This window comes from Actinomadura xylanilytica (assembly GCF_030283145.1).
Taxonomy (GTDB): Bacteria; Actinomycetota; Actinomycetes; order Streptosporangiales; family Streptosporangiaceae; genus Spirillospora; species Spirillospora xylanilytica.
The window spans coordinates 862,010-879,777 of the sequence record NZ_JASNWE010000005.1 but is presented as its reverse complement, the minus strand read 5'-3'; the positions used below and the strand labels follow the sequence as shown (position 1 = coordinate 879,777).

19 protein-coding genes and 1 riboswitch are annotated in these 17,768 nt (G+C 74.7%); of the genes, 8 read left to right on the top strand and 11 right to left on the bottom strand.

All coding sequences use genetic code 11. The features are described from left to right. Positions 1 to 188 precede the first annotated feature (188 nt). Both QP090_RS33900 and glyA read left to right on the top strand, forming a co-directional pair. The gene (locus QP090_RS33900) at positions 189 to 812 is read left to right on the top strand and encodes a class I SAM-dependent methyltransferase (protein WP_285943759.1); all 624 of its coding nucleotides are present in this window, start codon (positions 189 to 191) and stop codon (positions 810 to 812) included. Between the two features lie 31 nt (positions 813 to 843). Further along, positions 844 to 928: riboswitch (ZMP/ZTP riboswitch) on the top strand. Between the two features lie 76 nt (positions 929 to 1,004). Then, positions 1,005 to 2,276 (top strand): serine hydroxymethyltransferase, encoded by a 1,272-nt coding sequence (gene glyA / locus QP090_RS33895; protein WP_285943758.1) that lies wholly within the window; start codon positions 1,005 to 1,007, stop codon positions 2,274 to 2,276. Positions 2,277 to 2,345: 69 nt separating this feature from the next. On the opposite strand, the gene QP090_RS33890 is transcribed toward glyA, so the two are convergent. Next, a complete protein-coding gene (locus QP090_RS33890; protein WP_285943756.1) occupies positions 2,346 to 3,128 on the bottom strand; it encodes a class I SAM-dependent methyltransferase in 783 nt (260 codons plus the stop codon). A gap of 270 nt (positions 3,129 to 3,398) precedes the next feature. Here QP090_RS33890 and QP090_RS33885 point away from each other — a divergent pair, with 270 nt between their 5' ends. Then, positions 3,399 to 4,094 carry a carboxymuconolactone decarboxylase family protein gene (locus QP090_RS33885; RefSeq protein WP_285943755.1) on the top strand — a complete coding sequence of 232 codons (696 nt, stop codon included), beginning with the start codon at positions 3,399 to 3,401 and terminating at the stop codon, positions 4,092 to 4,094. 19 nt (positions 4,095 to 4,113) lie between these two features. Continuing rightward, the gene (locus QP090_RS33880) at positions 4,114 to 4,716 is read left to right on the top strand and encodes a GNAT family N-acetyltransferase (RefSeq protein WP_285943754.1); all 603 of its coding nucleotides are present in this window, start codon (positions 4,114 to 4,116) and stop codon (positions 4,714 to 4,716) included. 31 nt (positions 4,717 to 4,747) lie between these two features. Here the strand turns inward: QP090_RS33880 and QP090_RS33875 are convergent, their stop codons facing one another. Further along, the gene (locus tag QP090_RS33875; RefSeq protein ID WP_285943753.1) at positions 4,748 to 5,185 is read right to left on the bottom strand and encodes a DsbC family protein; all 438 of its coding nucleotides are present in this window, start codon (positions 5,183 to 5,185) and stop codon (positions 4,748 to 4,750) included. Positions 5,186 to 5,334: 149 nt separating this feature from the next. On the opposite strand from QP090_RS33875, the gene QP090_RS33870 reads away from it, so the two are divergent. Next, positions 5,335 to 6,468 carry a hypothetical protein gene (locus QP090_RS33870; protein ID WP_285943752.1) on the top strand — a complete coding sequence of 378 codons (1,134 nt, stop codon included), beginning with the start codon at positions 5,335 to 5,337 and terminating at the stop codon, positions 6,466 to 6,468. 170 nt (positions 6,469 to 6,638) lie between these two features. On the opposite strand, the gene QP090_RS33865 is transcribed toward QP090_RS33870, so the two are convergent. From QP090_RS33865 to QP090_RS33855, 3 genes are all read right to left on the bottom strand, one after another. Beyond that, positions 6,639 to 7,211, bottom strand: coding sequence for a HEAT repeat domain-containing protein (locus QP090_RS33865; protein ID WP_285943751.1), 573 nt, complete (start codon positions 7,209 to 7,211; stop codon positions 6,639 to 6,641). A gap of 201 nt (positions 7,212 to 7,412) precedes the next feature. Further along, entirely contained in the window at positions 7,413 to 7,814 is a 402-nt protein-coding gene (locus tag QP090_RS33860) for an ATP-binding protein (RefSeq protein WP_285943750.1), read from the bottom strand. Positions 7,815 to 8,138: 324 nt separating this feature from the next. Continuing rightward, entirely contained in the window at positions 8,139 to 8,639 is a 501-nt protein-coding gene (locus QP090_RS33855) for a MarR family winged helix-turn-helix transcriptional regulator (protein WP_285943749.1), read from the bottom strand. Between the two features lie 102 nt (positions 8,640 to 8,741). On the opposite strand from QP090_RS33855, the gene QP090_RS33850 reads away from it, so the two are divergent. Continuing rightward, positions 8,742 to 9,266, top strand: a complete 525-nt coding sequence (locus QP090_RS33850; protein WP_285943748.1) for a cupin domain-containing protein — start codon at positions 8,742 to 8,744, stop codon at positions 9,264 to 9,266. A gap of 95 nt (positions 9,267 to 9,361) precedes the next feature. Here QP090_RS33850 and QP090_RS33845 read toward each other — a convergent pair whose 3' ends face one another. After that, the gene (locus tag QP090_RS33845; protein WP_285943747.1) at positions 9,362 to 9,817 is read right to left on the bottom strand and encodes a MarR family winged helix-turn-helix transcriptional regulator; all 456 of its coding nucleotides are present in this window, start codon (positions 9,815 to 9,817) and stop codon (positions 9,362 to 9,364) included. Positions 9,818 to 9,902: 85 nt separating this feature from the next. Between QP090_RS33845 and QP090_RS33840 the strand changes: the two genes are divergently transcribed. Then, positions 9,903 to 11,417 carry an MDR family MFS transporter gene (locus tag QP090_RS33840; RefSeq protein ID WP_285943746.1) on the top strand — a complete coding sequence of 505 codons (1,515 nt, stop codon included), beginning with the start codon at positions 9,903 to 9,905 and terminating at the stop codon, positions 11,415 to 11,417. A gap of 5 nt (positions 11,418 to 11,422) precedes the next feature. On the opposite strand, the gene QP090_RS33835 is transcribed toward QP090_RS33840, so the two are convergent. From QP090_RS33835 to QP090_RS33825, 3 genes are all read right to left on the bottom strand, one after another. Beyond that, positions 11,423 to 12,199: an ABC transporter permease gene (locus QP090_RS33835; RefSeq protein ID WP_285943745.1), complete on the bottom strand. Its 777-nt coding sequence runs from the start codon at positions 12,197 to 12,199 to the stop codon at positions 11,423 to 11,425. Further along, a complete protein-coding gene (locus QP090_RS33830) occupies positions 12,196 to 13,134 on the bottom strand; it encodes an ABC transporter ATP-binding protein (RefSeq protein ID WP_285943744.1) in 939 nt (312 codons plus the stop codon). Before QP090_RS33830 ends, QP090_RS33835 begins: the two co-directional genes overlap by 4 nt. A gap of 148 nt (positions 13,135 to 13,282) precedes the next feature. Further along, positions 13,283 to 13,954 carry a response regulator transcription factor gene (locus tag QP090_RS33825; RefSeq protein ID WP_285943743.1) on the bottom strand — a complete coding sequence of 224 codons (672 nt, stop codon included), beginning with the start codon at positions 13,952 to 13,954 and terminating at the stop codon, positions 13,283 to 13,285. A gap of 117 nt (positions 13,955 to 14,071) precedes the next feature. Between QP090_RS33825 and QP090_RS33820 the strand changes: the two genes are divergently transcribed. Then, a complete protein-coding gene (locus QP090_RS33820) occupies positions 14,072 to 15,337 on the top strand; it encodes an MFS transporter (protein WP_285943742.1) in 1,266 nt (421 codons plus the stop codon). Here QP090_RS33820 and QP090_RS33815 read toward each other — a convergent pair. Further along, positions 15,309 to 16,466 carry a sensor histidine kinase gene (locus QP090_RS33815; protein ID WP_285943741.1) on the bottom strand — a complete coding sequence of 386 codons (1,158 nt, stop codon included), beginning with the start codon at positions 16,464 to 16,466 and terminating at the stop codon, positions 15,309 to 15,311. The genes QP090_RS33820 and QP090_RS33815 overlap by 29 nt on opposite strands. 95 nt (positions 16,467 to 16,561) lie before the next feature. Further along, on the bottom strand, positions 16,562 to 17,755 hold the full coding sequence (locus QP090_RS33810) for a L,D-transpeptidase (protein WP_285943740.1): 1,194 nt from the start codon (positions 17,753 to 17,755) through the stop codon (positions 16,562 to 16,564). Positions 17,756 to 17,768 lie beyond the last annotated feature (13 nt).

The following is a 17,768-nucleotide window of genomic DNA, read 5'->3' as shown; positions in this document are numbered from 1 at the left end:
GCGCCTCCGGGACCGTGCGCCGGTCCTCAGGCCCGCGCGCCGGGCCGCCTGCCAGGCGGTTCGCCCCGCCGGCCGGTCCGTCCGGCCCGCCCCTCCCGTCCGGCCCGTCGCCTCCGTGTGGAGGCGGCGGGCCGCCTCGCTGCCGGGGGCCGGTTCCGTTCCCGCCTCCGATCGCCGATGATCAGGGAATGGCCAACACACTCTTCGCCCGTTTCTTCGATCTGGCCGCCGGCCGAGCCGAGAAGCGCGGGCAGGCGGCGCTGCGCCGCGAGCTGCTCGCGGGACTGACCGGCCGGGTGGTGGAGGTGGGGGCCGGGAACGGCCTGAACTTCCGGCACTACCCGCCCCAGGTCCGCGAGGTCGTCGCCGTCGAGCCCCAGCCGTTCCTGCGCGGGCGCGCCGGCACGGCGGCGGCGCGGGAGGCCGGCGACGTCATCCGGGTGACCGACGGCACCGCCGAGCACGTCCCCGCCGCCGACGCCTCGGCCGACGCGGTCGTCGTCTCCGGCGTGCTCTGCTCGGTGTCCGACCCGGACGCGGCGCTCGCCGAGTTCCGCCGCGTCCTGCGGCCCGGCGGCGAGCTGCGCTTCTACGAGCACGTCCGCGCCGACGGCGGGTACGGGCGCCGCCAGGACCTGGTCGACCGGGTGTGGCCCCGGCTGAACGGCGGCTGCCACTGCAACCGCGACACCCTTGCCACGCTGGAGCGCGCGGGCTACCGGGTGGAGTCCCGCAGGAGGCTGGTGTTCCCGGCGACGGCGCTGCTGTCGGTGGTGGCGCCCCGGGTCATCGGCCGCGCCGTGCCGTGCTGACCCGGGCGCCGAGCCGCCGGGCCGGTTATGCTGGCCGGACGCGACTGGCGCAGTCAAGGTGGACACGACCACCGGGGAGCGAAGCAGTCCGCACACCGCGCGCCTGGGTGTACGGGACCCTCAGCCGGGGGTGCCCGCGACCCGCGTCCGGGCTCCGCGTTCGCGCCCCTGGCGTGAAGCGCGGAGGCTGTCGTGCACCAACCGCCCCTACCCCACCTGCATGACCAGGACCCGGCGATCGCCGGGCTGATCGAGGCGGAGGCCCGCCGCCAGTTCGAGAAGATCAGGCTCATCGCCTCGGAGAACTACGTCTCGCCCGCGGTGCTGGAGGCCACCGGGTCCGTCCTGACCAACAAGTACTCCGAGGGCTACGCGGGCCGCCGCTACTACGAGGGCCAGCAGAACGTCGACCCGATCGAGCTGCTGGCCGTCGAGCGGGCCAAGGCCGTGTTCGGCGCCGAGCACGCCAACGTGCAGCCCTACTCCGGGTCGCCCGCCAACCTCGCCGTCTACATGGCGTTCCTGCGGCCGGGCGACACGGTGCTCGGCCTGTCGCTGCCGATGGGCGGCCACCTCACCCACGGCTGGCCGGTCTCGGCCACCGGCAGCTGGTTCACCCCGGTGCGCTACGAGGTCCGCGCCGCCGACGGGCGGGTCGACATGGACCAGGTCCGCGACCTGGCCCTCAAGGAGCGGCCGAAGCTGATCTGGTGCGGCGGCACCGCGATCCCGCGCACGATCGACTTCCCGGCGTTCGCCGAGATCGCCCGGGAGGCCGGCGCCGTCCTCGCCGCCGACGTCGCGCACATCGCGGGCCTGATCGCCGGTGGCGCGCACCCGTCGCCGGTGGGGCACGCGGACGTGATCACCACGACCACGCACAAGACGCTGCGCGGCCCGCGCGGCGCGATGATCATGTCGACGGCCGAGCACGCCGCGGCGATCGACAAGGCGGTCTTCCCCGGCCTCCAGGGCGGCCCGCACGACCACACCACCGCCGCGATCGCGGTCGCGCTGGACGAGGCGTCCCGCCCCGGGTTCGGCGGGTACGCCCGGCAGATCGTCGCGAACGCCCGGGCCCTGGCCGCCGCGCTGCTGGAGCGCGGGTTCGACCTGGTGTCCGGCGGCACCGACAACCATCTTATCCTCATCGACCTCACGAACAAGGGGGTGCCGGGCAAGCCCGCGGCGAAGGCCCTGGACCGGGCGGGCGTCGAGCTCAACCACAACGCCGTCCCGTTCGACCCGCGCAAGCCGTTCGACCCGTCCGGGCTGCGGATCGGCACCGCGGCGATCACCACCCGCGGCCTCACCGAGGAGCGGATGCCGCAGCTCGCGGAGTGGATCGACGCGGTCGTGACGGCGGCCGGGAAGCAGGACGAGGCGACGGTGACCCGCACCGCAGCCGAGATCCGCGAGATGCTCGCCGCGTACCCGATCCCGGGCTGGGCCCCCGCGCCCTGACCGGGCGGGCGGGGCGCGGCGGCGTCCGCGGGTGCCCCGGACGCCGGCACCCCCGCCCGGACGGCGCGGCTACCGGGCGCGGAACACGGTGATCATGCGCCAGGCGGCCGGGTCGTCCAGCGCGATGTCGGCGAAGTCCCCGTACCGCCCGACGGGCTCCAGCGCGCCGGAGAGGCGGACGGCGGCGGCGAGCTCGGTCGCCGTCCAGAACCGGTAGGGGACCACGTCGCGGATGACCCGGGGCGCGCCGCCGTCCTCGGTGACGGTCATCGTGACGTGGTCGTCGGCGATCTGCGTGACCGGGTCGAGCCGGTCGGAGGGCTCGCCCCACCGGACGGTCGCGTGCGTGCCGCCGCGCTCGACCGTCCAGTCGGTGCTGACGCTCGGGGCGTCGCCCAGCCGGTCGCGCGGGTGGGACATCTCCACGATGTACAGGCCGCCCGGGGCCAGGTGCGCGGCTGCGCGGTCCAGATGCGCGGTGAAGGCGTCCAGGGTCATCAGGTGCGAGGTGGAGTCGAGCATGGTCACCACCAGGTCGAACCGGCGGCCGAGCGCGAAGGTCGTCATGTCGTCCTGGACGACCTCCAGCTCGACGCCCGCGTCCTTCGCCGCGCGCGCCGCGTAGGCGCACATCGCCGGGTGCAGGTCGAGCGCGGTCGCGGCCGGCCCGCGGCGGGCGAACTCGCGGGCGTGCTCGGCGGGGCCGGCGGCCAGCTCCAGCACGGTGCGGACGGGCCCGTACCCGGTGCGGTGCCGCGCGCACCACCCGAGCAGCACACCGACCTCGGCGGGCACGTCGCGGAACGAGCAGGCCAGCTCGTAGGCCCAGGGATCGTCATAGATGTCGGTCACCCGGCCATCCTTCCACCGGACGCCCGGTCAGGGCGCCAGGGAGCGGTCCCGTCGGCGGGCCGGCCGGGAGGTCCGGCGCGTCCCCGGTCCCGGCGCGGATGCGCAGGTGCGGCATGGCACCGTCCCCTCGCGGTCGTGGCGTGCCCTGTCACGGGCGTCCATCGCGGTCGCGTGCGCCTGTTACGTAACCGCTACGTCAACCTGTGCCAGTGGTTTCACATTTCGGACGGGGGGTTGAGGCGCCCGCGCGGACGGCCTAGCGTGCGGTAAGTGATCGACCCCTTGAGCGGTGAGCACGTCAACGATCGACCTCCGCGCGATCCGCTGGGCACGCGGCTCCCGCTGCTCCGTCCGAGCGCGCTCGGTGAGGAGCAGCACGAGGTGTACGAGGCGGTGACCGGTGGCCCCCGCGCGAGCCGGGTCCCGCCGTTCCAGATGATGGACGGCGCGGGGCGGCTGCACGGGCCGTTCAACGCGATGCTCTACAGCCCCGCCGTCGGGCTGCCGCTCCAGGAGCTCGGGGCCGCGCTGCGCTTCCGCACCGCGTTCACCAAGCGGGAGCGGGAGATCGCGACGCTGGCGGTGGCCGCGCACCTGCGGTCGGACTTCGAGTGGTACGCGCACGAGCGGATCGGCCACCGCGCCGGCCTCACCCCGGACGAGACGGCCGCGCTCCGCGAGGGCCGGGCGCCGCTGCTCGCCGATGTGCGCGAGCGGGTGGTGCACGAGGCGGCGCGGCAGCTCGCCGCCGAACGCGACCTCGGCGACGCGGTGTACACCGAGGCGGTGGCGACGCTGGGGCGCGCCGCCGTCGTCGAGCTGGTCACGCTCGTCGGCTACTACGCCGCGCTGGCGATGCAGCTGCGGGTGTTCCGGGTGGGCGTGCCGGACGGCGAGCCCGCCCCTGACTGGGGGACGGACGCCGAGCCGGTCCAGGCGTGGCGGACCGATGCCGAGCCGGGGTAGTCGTGAGGAGACCGCGACCATGAGCGACGTCCTGCGCACCGGACGGCTGGCGCTGCATCCGCTGAGCATGAGCGACCACCGGGCACTGCTGGCGCACCTGAGCGGGCCGGAGGTCCGCCGGCACCTGCTCGGCGACCGGACGATCTCGCCGGGGCAGGTCACCGAGATCATCTCCTCCAGCCAGCGGGACTTCGCCGTCGAGGGGTACGGCCTGTGGGCGCTGCGCCCGGCCGCGCGCGCCGCCGGGATCGACGCGGCGGTGGGCGGCGACGCGCTGCTCGGCGTCGCCGGGCTGCGCCGCCACGACGGCCCGGTCGACCGCGGTGTCGACCGCGGTGTCGGCGTCGAGATCCTCTACAGCCTGGAGCCGAGCCGGTGGGGTCAGGGCCTGGCCGCCGAGGCCGCCCAGGCGGTGCTCGACTACGCCTTCGGCGTCGTCGGGCTGCACCGGGTCACCACCGAGATCGACCGGGGCAGCGCGGTCTCCGCCGAGGTCGCCGAACGGCTGGGGATGCGGCCCTGGCGCGGCGGCCTCGACGGCCCGGACGGCCCGGACGGCGCCGCGTACTACGCGGCCGACCGGGTGCGGTGGCTCGGCTCGGGGCACAGCATCGGAGCCTGAGCCGGGCTCAGGACGCTCCGGACGCCCGTGTTCAGGCGGAGGCCAGGAGGCGCTCGATCTCGGCGGCGGGGGTCGCTCCGGCGATCATGGTGCCGTCGGCGAAGACCAGGGTCGGGGTGGCGTCCACGCCGATCTCCTCGGCGGCCAGCCGCAGCCGCGCGATGGGCGTGTGCGGGTCGGGCGGGCCGGGCGGCCTGGCCCCGCCGGTCATCCAGTCGTACCAGGCGCCGGTGCGGTCCGGCGAACCCCAGATCAGCCGGGTCGTCCGGTCGGCGTCCGGGTAGATCTCCAGCGGCAGCAGGAGGGTGTACACCGTCACGTCGGTGATGCCCGCGAGGTGGTCGCGCACCAGCTCCCGCGTGAAGGGGTCCTCCGGGTCGCCGAAGAGGGCGAGCCGGCGGCGCCCGTCGCCGCGTGCGTCGGTGAACGCCAGGTCGAGCGGCAGCTCCTCGAAGCGCAGGTCTGCCATGTCGGTTCCCCCTCCACCGGATACTGACAGGCCATATACCCGGAGGGAGAACGTCCGAATCGGCGGGCCGGGGGTGCCGGAGGTGACGGAACCCGATCGATCCGGGGGAAGCCGGTCAGAAGGTCGGAGGTGGCTGCCATCATCCCCGCATGGCGAACGCGACACGCATGACGAGCCGGCGCATGGCGACCCGGCTGGTGGAGCTCGGGATGGTCACCGAGGAGGGGGCCGCCAAGGGGCTGGCCGCCATCGGGGAGTACGCGCCCGACCTCGATGAGGAGCTGGTGGGCGACGACGTCCTCGACGCGATCGACGAGTTCGGCCTCGCGGTGTGGGTCCACGGCGAGGACGTCGACGATCTGGAGGAGGGCTACCGCGGCATCCTGCGCGAGGCGGCGGCGCTGAGCGGCGGGTCGGTCGTGGTCGGCGACGTCGAGCTGGTCCGCGACGCCGACGGCGGCGAGGCCCTGCACTTCCTGCGCAACGGCGAGCCGGTGTGGTGGCCCGTCGAGCACCAGCCCGGCGACTGCCTCGACCAGCTCACGATCATGGAGTGCATCGGCGACCTCGAGCCCGGCGGCGCCGACCCGCGCATGTTCTACGAGCTCCCGGGCCTCGACGTCTGCGAGGACGACGTGTACGTGCTGGCCACGCCCGAGCAGGCGCGGGCGCTGCGCGGGGAGTTCGGCCTCGACCTCGAGGGCCTCGACGCGCAGAAGCCGCAGTACGGTCCGCCGGCGACCGCCCCGTTCGGCACGTTCGAGTGGTACATGCAGGACGACGCCCGCACGATGAGCGAGCCCGCCCGGGAGTTCCTCGCCCGCTGGACCGCCGGGATGGACGACGCGCTCGCCCGGTGGCGGACGGAGTTCCTGCCCCAGGGCTTCCCGTTCGACTTCTCCCTGGCCTCCCTCGACGCGCTGGAGCCGCTCGTCCTGGACCGCCACCCGGGCCGCGACTCGGTCATCGCGGCGGGCGGCGGGCCGTTTGTCGAGGGGGCCGTCCGCTACATCGGGGAGACGCTGCTCCGGGTGGTGCCGAGCCGCTGGGGCTACCAGGACATGGGCCTGTCGGACGCCTACGACCGGATCCCGATGATCCGCTCGAACACCCCGGCGGGCTTCCTCCAGACCGTGGTGCCGCTGCGCCGGCTCGGCGCGCTCGCCGAGCACCGGGAGCGCGGCCTGCTCGCCGCGTCCGAGGGCTTCCTGCGCGACGCCGTCGACCGTCACCGCAAGGCCCAGGCCGCCCGGCGGCGCCCCCCGGGGGCCCAGGGGGCCTAGACCTGTCTCAAGTGCCTCGGCCGTCGCGCGAGCGCGTTACCTGGCCGGTGGGGCGATGCCGGAGGCGAGCCTCACCGGTCAGATCGCGAAGCGATGTCGCGCTCGCCCAAGCACGGTCGGCGTTCGAGCCGTCAGGCGAGGGCGCCGGGCCGGGGGTGTTGGGACACAGCCTAGGCCCGCGGGAGGGAGGTGGCGGCGGCCCGCTGCCTGATGAACTCCTCGGGATCGCGCTCGGCGAGCTGGCGCACGGCTGGGCCGAACCTGGCGTACCCGGCGAACGCGACCGCCCAGAGGGCGGCGAAGCGGACCCGGGGGTCGGCGTCGGCGAGCGCCGCCGAGATCCGGGCGAAGACGTGCTCGTCGTGCCCGGGGGCCGAGGCGAGGCCGAGGCGCAGGACGCCCTGGCCCCGCGCCTTGGCGTCGGCGACGCCGTCGAGCGCCCGGCACAGGTCCGGGACGGTCCACGGCTCGAGCGTCTTGTCGGCGATCCCGCCCAGGTCGCCGGGGTCGGCGCTCCAGGTGTAGCAGCCGATGCCGAACATGGCGTCCTCGACGTAGGCGAGCGCGACCCCGGCACCGGCCTGCCAGGTCACCCGACCGTCGGTGCCGGCCGCCCGGTCGCGTTCGACGACGTCTCCCATGGGCCATTGGCGGCTCCTGGCGAACGCGTCGATGTCCTCCACTGTGGTGCCGGGGCGGAGGACGCGCCGCCACAGCCGGAAGTGATCTTCATTGCGGGGCATGCGGGGCATTGTGCAGGGGATATATCGCCCCGCGCCACTGGAACGCCGTATCCGTTACGCCGCCGATCTCAGCTCGTCACCTGTTCGGGGCGCAGCGGCGCGTGGCGGCCGGGGGCGCGGCGGCCCGGGGCGTGCGGGTCGAGGGGACGGCCGGGCCGGCGGTCTGGTGTCCGCCGGCCGGCGGGCGCACCGCCGCGGCCGTCAGTCGCGGCGCCTGAACTCGGCCCACACCGTGGTGCGCGGGCCGTCGGGCCGGTGCCCCCAGCGTTCGGCGAGGGCGCCGACGATGTGCAGCCCGCGCCCGTTCTCGCCCTCGGGCGCCGCCCGCAGGACGGGCCGCAGGCCGCCCGCGCCGTCGTCGGTCACCTCGGCCCGCAGCATGTCCCGTCCGGCCAGCAGCACGAGCGTGATGCTGCCGCCGTCGCCGGACGCGGTGTGCTTGATCCCGTTGCCGGTGAACTCGTCCACGACCAGCGCCATGTCGTCCAGGACCTCGTCCCGCGCGGACACGTGCCCGGGGACGAGCGTGTCGCGCAGGAACCGCCGCGCGTACGGGACCGAGCGCTCGACGCCGGGCAGCGTCAGGACGGCGAGGACGTCCACGCCCCGATCCGCCCCCCGCCGCCCCGCCGCCGGGCCTCGGGAAACAGGCGGCGCACTCCCCGCCTCAGTGGGTGCCATCACGAACCCTCCGTTCGGTGTCACTCGCCAGGGTCGTTGCGCGCCGTGACCTCTTCAACACCTGCGCGGAAGGTCAGAGGTATTCACACATCGCCCATCGGTAATGCTGATGTGTACGACAACGAATGTATTCGGGTTTAACGGAATTGAACTACCTCGGCACCACGTGTAACGGAGATTGGTGATATACGGCGGCCGGATCGCGGTTTTCCTCCCCGTCGAAACCGGCGGACCCGCCCGGACGGGTCAGTCGAGGGAGGTGTCGCCGAACGACTCCAGCAACGTGCGCAGGAGGCGGGCCATGGGCTCGCGGTCCTCCGGGGCGAGGTCCTGGAGCATCCGTTTCCCGTTCTCGATGTGCAGGGGGAACACCGTGTCGACGACGTCGTGCCCGCGCGCGGTGAGCCGGGCCCGGACCGAACGGCGGTCGGCGGTGTCCCGCACCCGCTCGACCAGGCCGCTCACTTCCATCCGGTCGAGCCGGTTGGTGATCGCCCCGGACGTGACCATCGTCGCCCGGATCAGCGCGCCCGCGGACAGCTCGTAGGGCGGGCCCGACCGGCGCAGCGTGGTGAGCACGTCGAACTCCCAGTACTCCAGGCCGTGCCCGGCGAGGAACTCCTTCTGTGCCTGCTCCAGGAAGCGCGCCAGCCGCTGGACCCGTCCCACCAGCCCGGTCGGCCAGGGGTCGAGATCGGGCCGCTCCCGGAGCCACAGGTCCAGCACCGCGTCCACGGCGTCGGTCATGGGGGGCCTCCGTCAACTATCTCAATATTCACAGACTTGACATTGAGACACCTCTCTGGTGAGGTATCTCAACGTTGAGATTATCAATGTGAGGAGATTCCGATGTCCCTGCTCGTGCCCGCCTACCCCGACCCCCGCTACGACGGCCCGGGCGAGGTCAGCGCCGCCTTCCGCCCCGCGGACGCCGAGTACGACCACGTCTCCCGCCCGAAGGGGAGTCAGGGGCCCACCGACAGCACCGGCACCGCGTACCGCTACCTGGCCACCAAAAAGTCCACGGACGGTGACTACGGTCTCTACCAGGTGGACATGGGGCCCGAGCCCGCCGGGCCGAGCACGCATTTCCACAAGGCCATGTCAGAGGCGTTCTTCATCCTGTCGGGCACGATGCGGCTGTACGACGGCGAAACGTGGATCTCGGCCCGCTCGGGCGACTTCCTGTACGTTCCGCCCGGTGGCCTGCACGCTTTCCGCAACGAGTCCGGCGAGCCGGCCTCGATGCTGCTGCTCTTCGCCCCCGGCGCCCCGCGCGAGGCGTACTTCGAGGGCATCACCGACCTCGCGGACCTGACCGATGAGGAGCGCGCCGAGTTCTTCGTCAAGCACGACAACTTCTTCCTCACCTGACCTTCGCCCGCCACCACGACGCCGCCGGCCCGCCCCGCCCCGCCGCCGCTCCGCCGGCCACCCGAGGCGCGGGCCGGTGGCGGCGCGCGGGCTCGTCAGTCCTCGTAGGCGTCGACGAAGCGGGTGAGGAGGCGGGCGAACTCGCGGCGCTCGTCCGCGGTCCAGTCGCCCATGGCCTTGGCGAAGTGGTCCTTGCGGGTGCCGCGGGTGGCAGCGACCGCCTCGCGGCCCGCGGCGGTGAGCTCCAGGTGGATGCGGCGGCCGTCCTCCTGTGAGGCGACGCGGCGGACGTAGTCGTGCTTGACGGCCTCGGCGACGATGCGGCTGCCGCGCGAGGCGTCGACCCCGAGGCGGGCGGCGACGAGGCCGACGCTCATCTCCTGGCCGGGCCGGTCGGGGCCCTCGTCCACGATGTCCACGACGTGCAGGACCTGGAGGTCGACGGGGAGGTGGTGCTCGCGGACGGCCGCCTTGCCCAGCCGCTGCCGGGACATGCCGCGCCGCAGCCTGACCATGCTCCGCTCGACGGCGTCCGCCGCGTCCTCGCTCATGGGGGGAGTCTAGCGGCGGCGGTTGCGCCGGTCACATTGATGCGTTTAGCATTTATATGCCTAAGTCAATCAGTGTGAGGTGCGCATGACCATGACCGCCCCGTCCGCGCCGATGAGCCGCCGGCACCGGCTGCTGGTCTTCGGCGGGCTGATGCTCGCCGGGCTGATGTCATCCCTGGACGCGACCGTGCTCAGTACGGCGCTGCCCGCGATCGTGGGGGACCTGGGAGGGCTCGACCGGCTCGCCTGGGTCTCGACCGCGTACGTGCTGGCCACCAGCGTCACCGTCCCCCTGTCCGGGCGGCTCGGCGACCTGTTCGGCCGCAAGCCGGTCTTCCTGGCCGGGCTGCTCGGCTTCCTGGCCGGGTCGGCCGCGTGCGGCGCGGCGCCGTCGATGGGCTGGCTGATCGCGTTCCGCGTCGTCCAGGGCGCGGGCGCCGGCTGCCTGATGAGCTCGATGTTCGCGCTGACCGGGGAGCTGTTCGAGCCCCGGGAACGGGCCCGCTACCAGGGCTACTCCGCGCTGATCTTCGCGGTTTCCAGCATCGGGGGACCGCTCGCCGGCGGGTTCCTCACCGACCACGCGTCGTGGCGGTGGGTGTTCTACGTGAACCTGCCGCTCGGGCTGGTCGCGGTGGCCACCACCCTGCTGTTCCTCCGGCTGCCGAAGCCGCAGGGCCGTCCCCGCGTCGACTATCCGGGCATCGTGCTGCTCGGCGCGGCGGTCACCTGCTTCACCCTGTTCACGAGCTGGGCCGGCACCCGGTACCCGTGGGGCTCGCCGGCGATCGTCGGGCTGGGCGCCGGGACGGCGGTGCTGCTGGCCGCGTGGGTGCTGGCCGAGCGCCGCGCCGCCGAGCCGGTGATCCCGCCACGGCTGTTCCGCGACCGCTCGTTCACCGTGGCGTGCGTGGTGGCCCTGGTCGGCGGCGCGACCGGCTTCGGCCTGGCCACCTACCTGCCGATGTTCTTCCAGGTGGTGGGGGACACCGGCGCCACCGAGTCGGGCCTGCTCCTGCTGCCCATGATGCTCGGGCTCCTCGCCGCGTCCCTGGGGGCCGGCCGCTACATCGCCCGGACGGGCCGCTACCACCGGCTGCCCGCGGCGAGCATGGCGATCAGCGCCGCCGGGGTGGCGCTGCTGGCCACCATGGACGCGGGGACGGGCCTGGTCACCGCCGGGCTCTACATGGCGGTGCTCGGGTTCGGCGCCGGACTGTCCCAGCAGGTCGTCATGCTCATCGCGCAGAACGCGGCGCCGCCCCGGGACCTCGGCGCCGCCAGTTCGGGGGTGTTCGCCACCCGCATGGTCGGGACCGCGGCCGGGATGGCCGTCTTCGGCGCGATCGTGTCGAACCGCTTCGCCGAGGAGGTCGTCCGCCGCGTCCCGGGCGGGGCGGTGCCCTCGTTCGACGACGCCGTCCGGCCGGAGGTGCTGGGCACCCTCCCCGGCCCGGTCCGGACCGGCGTCGCCGAAGCCTTCGCCGAGGCGTTCTCGGTGCTCTTCCTCGCCTCGCTGCCGCTGCTGGCGGTGGGGCTCGCGGCGGCCCTGCTGCTCAGGCACGTGCCGCTGGCCCCCCGCCGGCCCCCGGGCGGCTGAGCGGCCTACTTCACCTCGCGCCGGGCGAGCCGGACGGCCCCGGCGGCGAGGGGGAGGAGCAGCCACACCGCGAGCGAGGCCCCGATCCGCGCCCACTCCCCGCCGCTGACGCCCTCCTGCGTGAGGACGTCGAGGGTGCGGTTGGTGTCCAGCCAGCCGGCCGGCCCCTTCAGCCGCTGGATCATCTCGCCCAGGGTGGACCAGAGGCTCGGCAGCACGAAGTACAGCACGATCGCCACCGGCGAGTTCATGAACAGCATCCCGAACGCGGCGCCCATCATCACCATGAGCACGGTGAACAGCAGCATCGTGCCGACCAGGGACGCCGGCAGCGACCAGCTCCCGCCGGACCGCCCGAGCGCCCCGCCGAGCGCGCGGGTCAGCACCGCGACGGCGATCCCGAGCACCAGGAACACCGCCGCGAGGACGGTGCCGGCGGCCAGCTTGGCGGTCAGCACCCGGTTCCGCTCGGGCACCAGCGCGAACGTCGACAGCGCCGTCCGCTGCGACCATTCGGCGGTCACCGACAGGATGCCGAGGACCGGCAGCAGGATCGCCGCACCGGTCTGCGAGGCGACGAACAGCTCCACGACCGACTGGTCCGGCTCGTCCACGGTGAACAGCACCACGGGCATCAGCGCGACGCCGGCGACCGCGATCAGGACCAGCAGCCAGCGGCCCGACCGGGTGTCGACCATCTTGCGCAGTTCGACGGCGACGAGCCGGCCGAGCGGCGGCCGGGCCGGAGCGAGCAGGGCCGCCGGGGCGGTGGTGGCGGTCATCGCAGGGCCTCCTCGGCGGCCGGGGCGGGTGCCCCGGCGGGCGGCGGGACGGGGGCCGTCCCGGCGGTCAGGGAAAGGAAGAGCCGCTCCAGGCCGCCCCCGCCGGCCTGGCGCAGCTCCAGCAGCACGACCCCCGCGGACGCCGCCGCGCGGCCCACCGCCTCGGCCGTGGCCCGCACCGCGAACGCGCCCTCGCCCTCGGGCCGCGGGTCCAGCCCGGCCGCGGCCAGCGCCGCGTGCAGCGCGGTCGCGTCGAGCCCCCGGACCAGCACCCCGTCCGGGGCGGCGAGCAGCTCGGCCTTGGTGCCCTGCGCGGCGATCCGCCCGTTCGCGATGACGACGAACCGGTCCGCGACGGCCTCCACCTCCAGCAGCAGGTGGGACGACAGCAGCACCGTGCCGCCCCGGTCGGCGAACTCGCGCAGCATGCCGCGCATCCAGAAGATGCCCTCCGGGTCCAGGCCGTTGGCGGGCTCGTCCAGGATGAGGACGCTCGGGTCGCCCATCAGCGCCTGCGCGATCCCGAGCCGCTGCCGCATCCCGAGCGAGTAGCCGCCGACGCGGCGCCGGGCCGCCTTCGGCGTCAGCCCCACCAGGTCCAGCATCCGCGCGGCCCGGTCCCGGTCGGCGCCGATGGTGTGCGCGGTCAGCGCCAGGGTCTCGCGGCCGGTGCGCCCGGCGTGCTGGGCGGCGGCGTCGAGCAGCACCCCGACGTGCCGTCCCGGGTTGGCGATCCGCCGGTACGGGACGCCCTTCACGGTCGCCGACCCGGTCGTCGGCGGGGTCAGCCCGCAGATCATCCGCATCGTGGTGGACTTCCCCGCCCCGTTCGGACCGAGGAAACCGGTGACGGTGCCGGGCGCGCACTGGAACGAGACCTCGTGCACCGCCGGGACGTCACCGTAGCGTTTGGTCAGGCGTTCAACACTGATCATGCCTCTCAGCCTCGCGGCCGGAGGGGGCCCGCCGCGTCGGCCGATGGTCTGCGGTCGCCCGACCGAAGTCGCCGCCTCCGGCGTCCATGGTCGGCCCGCCCGGTGCCCATGGTCGGCCCGGCCTCGCGGCCGGAGTCCGGACCGGAGGTCAGCCCGCCGGGCCGGGGGCGCCCGCGTCATGCACCAGCAGGGCGATCTGCACCCGGTTGTTGAGCTCCAGCTTGGTCAGCAGCCGCGACACGTACGCCTTCACCGTCGCGACGCTCAGCGACAGCTCGCGGCCGATCTCGCCGTTGGTGCGGCCCCGCCCGACCAGCGCCGCCACCGCGCGCTCGCCCTCGCTCAGCCGGCCGAGCAGCGCGCGGGCGCGCTCCTGCCGCGGGTCGACGCCGGTCTCGGCGACGTAGGACATCATCTTGCGCAGCACCGCCGGCGACAGCATCGGCTCGCCCGCCGCGACCTGCCGGATCGCCCGGACGATCTCGGCCGGCGGCGTGTGCTTGAGCAGGAAGCCGCTCGCCCCGGCCCGCATCGCGCGCAGGATGTGGTCGTCGGTGTCGAAGGTGGTCAGGATGATGATCTCGGGGGGCTCGCGGCGGGCGCGCAGCCGCTCGGTGGCGGCCAGCCCGTCCAGCCGGGGCATCCGGATGTCCATCAGGACCACGTCCGGCCGGTGCTCGTTCACCGCGGCCACGACCTCGGCGCCGTCCGCGACGTCCGCGACGACCTCCAGGTCCGCGGCGCTGTCCAGTATCATCGACAGGCCCGCCCGGACGAGCGCGTCGTCGTCCACGATCAGCACGCGGGTGGGTGAGTCCATCCGCTTACTCTACGGGCCGGCGGCGCGCGCCACGCCCGCCCGCCGCCCGCCCGCCGCCGACCTGCGGCCCGACCTGCGGCCCGCGTCGGCGCCGCGCGCGGCGGGTACGGACGCCGGGTGCCCCTCCCTCATCGCGTGTTCCTGTACGGCCAGTCGGTGTCCGTCCTCGGCGACGGGCTCGCGGTCCTGGCGGTGCCCCTCCTGGTCCTGCGGCTCACGCACGACCCGCTCGCCGCCGGTCTCGCCGCAGCGCCGCGCGGCATCGGCCACCTGCTGGTCGGGCTGCCCGCCGGGCCGATCGTCGACCGGCTGGACCCGTGGGCCGTGCTGATTGCCTCGGACGTCGTCCGCGCCGGGGTGTTCACCGCGCTGCCCCTCCTGGCCTGGGCCGCCGCCGCCCGGCTGTGGATCGTGCTGGCGCTGGCGTTCCTGGCGGGGGCCGCGACGGTGTTCTTCGACGCGGCGCTCGCGGTCGCGGTAAAGGACCTGTTCCCCGGGGCGGGGCTGCTGCGCGCCAACTCCCTCCTGGAGACCGCCGCCCAGATCTCGCAGGTGGCCGGGCCCGCACTGGTCGGCGTCCTCGCCGCTGCCGTCGGCGTCGAGACCGCGCTGCTGGTCAACGCGGCGAGCTTCGCGATCTCGCTCGCGTCGCTGGCGGCGGTGGCGCGGCACCGGCCCGCCGCCCGCGCCGTCCCCGCCGCCCGCGCCGACCCGTCCGGCGTGCCGCGCGTACGCCGGGGGACGGGACGCGCGCTCGCGGCGGAGTTCGCCGAGGGGGTGCGGTTCGTGACCGGCTTCCGGCCGCTCCTGGTGCTCACCGTCGTGCAGACCCTGGTCAACCTGTGCCTCGCCGTGGACACGCTGATCGTCTACTTCGCCCAGGTCACCCTCCGGCTGCCCCCGCCGCTGGTGGGGGCGGTGCTCGCCGCGGGCGGGCTCGGCGGGGTCACCGGCGCGATGGCCGCGCCGCGGATCGCCGCGCGCGCCGGGCCGCTGCCCGTGATCGCGGCGGCGGTCGCGGTCGTCGCCGCGACGCTGCCGGTGATGGCGGCAGTCACGGCGTGGTGGGCGCTGGCGGCGGTGAACGCCGTCCAGCTCGGCGCGGTGACGCTGGCCGGCGTCGTCAACCGCAGCGCCCGCCAGGCGTGGGTGCCGCGCCACCTGATGGGACGGGTGACCACCGTCGTGCGGTCGCTGTTCCTCGCCGCGACGCCGCTCGGTGCGGCGGTCGCCGGGGCCGTCGCGGGCGCGTCCGGCGGCGACCCCCGGCCGGCGTTCCTCGGCGCCGGGCTGCTCACCGCCGCGGTCATCGCGGCCGGATGGTTCGGCTTCCTGCGCCGCTGCGCGGCGGGGCTCACCCCGGAAGGGGCAGGCTCGCCCTGAGCCGCCAGCGGTCGTCGCCGGTGCGGCCGTGCTCCAGAGTGCCGCCGACCATGCCGACCCGCTCGCCGAGGCCGACCAGCCCGGCGCCCGCGCCCGGCAGGCCGAGCGGGACGAAGCCGGGCGGCAGCGGGTTCACGATCTCGATCGTCAGCCCCGCCGCGGCGGGGGAGTCCACCGTCACCAGGACGCGGGCGCCCGGGGCGTGCTTGCGCGCGTTGGTGAGCCCCTCCTGGACGATGCGGTACGCGTGCCGCCCGATCCGGGCCGGGACCGCCGCCGGATCGGGCACCAGGCACTCCAGGACGACCCGCGCCCCCGCCCGCCGGGACTCCTCGACGAGCGCGGGCAGGTCGGTCAGCGTCGGCTGCGGGCGCTCGGGCTCGGCCTCGGCCGCGTCGTCGCGGAGCACGCCGATCACCTCGCGCAGGTCCTCCATCGCCTCGTAGGCGCTCTTGCGGATGATCCCGGCGGCGCGGCGCTGGTCGAGCGGCGCGTCCGGCCGGAACTCCAGGGCGCCCGCGTGCACGGCCAGCAGCGAGATCCGGTGCGCGAGGACGTCGTGCATCTCGCGGGCGAGCCGCTCGCGTTCCAGCAGCCGGGCCTCCTCGACCCGCAGCCGCTGCCCCTCCTCGGCCTGCCGGGCCCGCTCGGTGAGCGATTCGATGAGCTGCCGCCGGGACCGGATCAGCATCCCGACCGAGATGATCACCGTGTAGGAGAGCAGTACGACGGTGACGCCCTCCACGTACTCGCGGTCCGTCTGCATCGGCGCCAGCCGGAAGACCACCAGGACGCGGGCGGCGTCGAGCGCCGCGATGCCCGCGGTCGTCCGCCAGGACCGGTGCACCGCGAGGGTGAACAGGGCCATCGCGCTCGCGCCCATCGCCGAGGACGCGAGCGTCTCCATGACGCTCAGCAGTAGCGCGACCCGCACCGGCCACCGACGCCGGAACAGCAGTAGGACGGTACACGCCAGGGCGCCGACGGGCAGGTCCCGGGCGATCTCGGTCCGCTGGGTCGCGGGGTAGGTCTCCAGCGCGGCCTGGAGCATGATCAGGCCCAGCCCGGCCGCGACCGCGGTGACGGCCACGTCGGCGGCCCGGTTCCGCGCTTCGCGCCGCAGGTCCACCGGGCCCACGATATCGACGCCGCCGGGCCCGGACAGTGGGCCGTGGTCGATGGGCCCCAGACTTTGGTCGCGGCCCGCCGGCCCTCGCGGGTCCGTCAGGTGAGGGGCTTGCCGGTCACCGGGGCGCCGAGCGCGCTGCCCTTGAGCCACGCGTCCCACGACTTGGCCCACGGCGTCGGGCCGTTCCCGAACCGCAGCCTGCGGGTGGTGCCGGTCACCTCGATGATGTCGCCGCGGTTGGTGAAGTCGTAGAACCACTTGGCGTCGCCGGGGGCGGCGTTGACGCAGCCGTGGCTGACGTTGGCGTTGCCCTGCGCGCCCGTCGACCACGGCGCGGAGTGCACGAACGTGCCGCTGTAGGTCATCCGGACGTTCCACTTGGTGGGGGTGCGGTACGCGCCGGGGTCGCCGGTGGTGGCCGAGTCCATCACCATCGCCCGGTTCTTCTCCTGCGCGATCATCACGCCGCTGTAGCTGTCGTCGCCGGGCTTGCCCAGGCTGACCTTCATGGTGCGCACGGTGCCGCCGCCGTCCTTCACCGTCGCGCGGTGCGACTGCGCGTCGATCGTGGTGACGTGCTTCGGGCCGACGGTGAAGCCGAGCGTGCGGTCCTTCACGCCCCACACGCCGTCGCCGACGTTGAGCCCCGCGAGGCGCGCGGTCACCTGGACCTTCTGGCCGGACGGCCAGTAGTCGCGGGGCCGGAAGTCGACCTCCTTGTCGCTGATCCAGTACCAGGCGCCCTCGACGGGCTTGGACATCCGCACGTCGAGGGCGCGTTCGACCGCCTGCTTGCCCGCCTTGGTGGGCACCGGCTGCGTCAGCAGCAGCTGGACCGGCATGCCGACGCCGACCTTCTCGCCTTCCAGCGGCGACATGCCGCTCTCCAGCTTCTTACGCGGCGTCAGCGTGGTGAAGGAGGACTTCGCGGTGACCGGTCCGTCGCCGCCGCCCTGCGCGGTGAGGGTGTAAGCGGTCGCCGGGCGGAGCGGGCGGGTCGACCGCCACGACCGCCCGTCGGCGGCGAGCCGGCCCTCGACCTTGCGGCCCTTGGCGTCGGCGAGGGTCACCGCGCCGAGCCTGCCCTGGTCGGCCTTCACCGTGACCGGCTGGTCGGGGGCGACCCGCTGTGTCCCGGTCGCCGGTGAAAGGGTCAGCTTCGCCGGGGCGGCCTTCCCCCCGCCGCCGGAACCGCCGCCGTCGCCGCCTCCCGACGAGCATCCGGCGGCGGTCGCCACCACCGCGCATGTGACCACCGCGACCGCGGTTCCCGTCCGGCTTCTGCGCACCTCGCTACTCCTC

What these genes read in the sequence shown, in the direction of transcription:
- QP090_RS33850 (WP_285943748.1), top strand. Translation starts at nt 8,742, where the DNA reads ATGTCCCTGCTCGTGCCCGCCTACCCCGACCCCCGCTACGACGGCCCG.
- QP090_RS33845 (WP_285943747.1), bottom strand. Translation starts at nt 9,817, where the DNA reads ATGAGCGAGGACGCGGCGGACGCCGTCGAGCGGAGCATGGTCAGGCTG.
- QP090_RS33870 (WP_285943752.1), top strand. Translation starts at nt 5,335, where the DNA reads ATGGCGAACGCGACACGCATGACGAGCCGGCGCATGGCGACCCGGCTG.
- QP090_RS33875 (WP_285943753.1), bottom strand. Translation starts at nt 5,185, where the DNA reads ATGGCAGACCTGCGCTTCGAGGAGCTGCCGCTCGACCTGGCGTTCACC.
- QP090_RS33825 (WP_285943743.1), bottom strand. Translation starts at nt 13,954, where the DNA reads ATGGACTCACCCACCCGCGTGCTGATCGTGGACGACGACGCGCTCGTC.
- QP090_RS33835 (WP_285943745.1), bottom strand. Translation starts at nt 12,199, where the DNA reads ATGACCGCCACCACCGCCCCGGCGGCCCTGCTCGCTCCGGCCCGGCCG.
- QP090_RS33900 (WP_285943759.1), top strand. Translation starts at nt 189, where the DNA reads ATGGCCAACACACTCTTCGCCCGTTTCTTCGATCTGGCCGCCGGCCGA.
- QP090_RS33830 (WP_285943744.1), bottom strand. Translation starts at nt 13,134, where the DNA reads ATGATCAGTGTTGAACGCCTGACCAAACGCTACGGTGACGTCCCGGCG.
- QP090_RS33880 (WP_285943754.1), top strand. Translation starts at nt 4,114, where the DNA reads ATGAGCGACGTCCTGCGCACCGGACGGCTGGCGCTGCATCCGCTGAGC.
- QP090_RS33840 (WP_285943746.1), top strand. Translation starts at nt 9,903, where the DNA reads ATGACCATGACCGCCCCGTCCGCGCCGATGAGCCGCCGGCACCGGCTG.
- QP090_RS33865 (WP_285943751.1), bottom strand. Translation starts at nt 7,211, where the DNA reads ATGCCCCGCAATGAAGATCACTTCCGGCTGTGGCGGCGCGTCCTCCGC.
- QP090_RS33855 (WP_285943749.1), bottom strand. Translation starts at nt 8,639, where the DNA reads ATGACCGACGCCGTGGACGCGGTGCTGGACCTGTGGCTCCGGGAGCGG.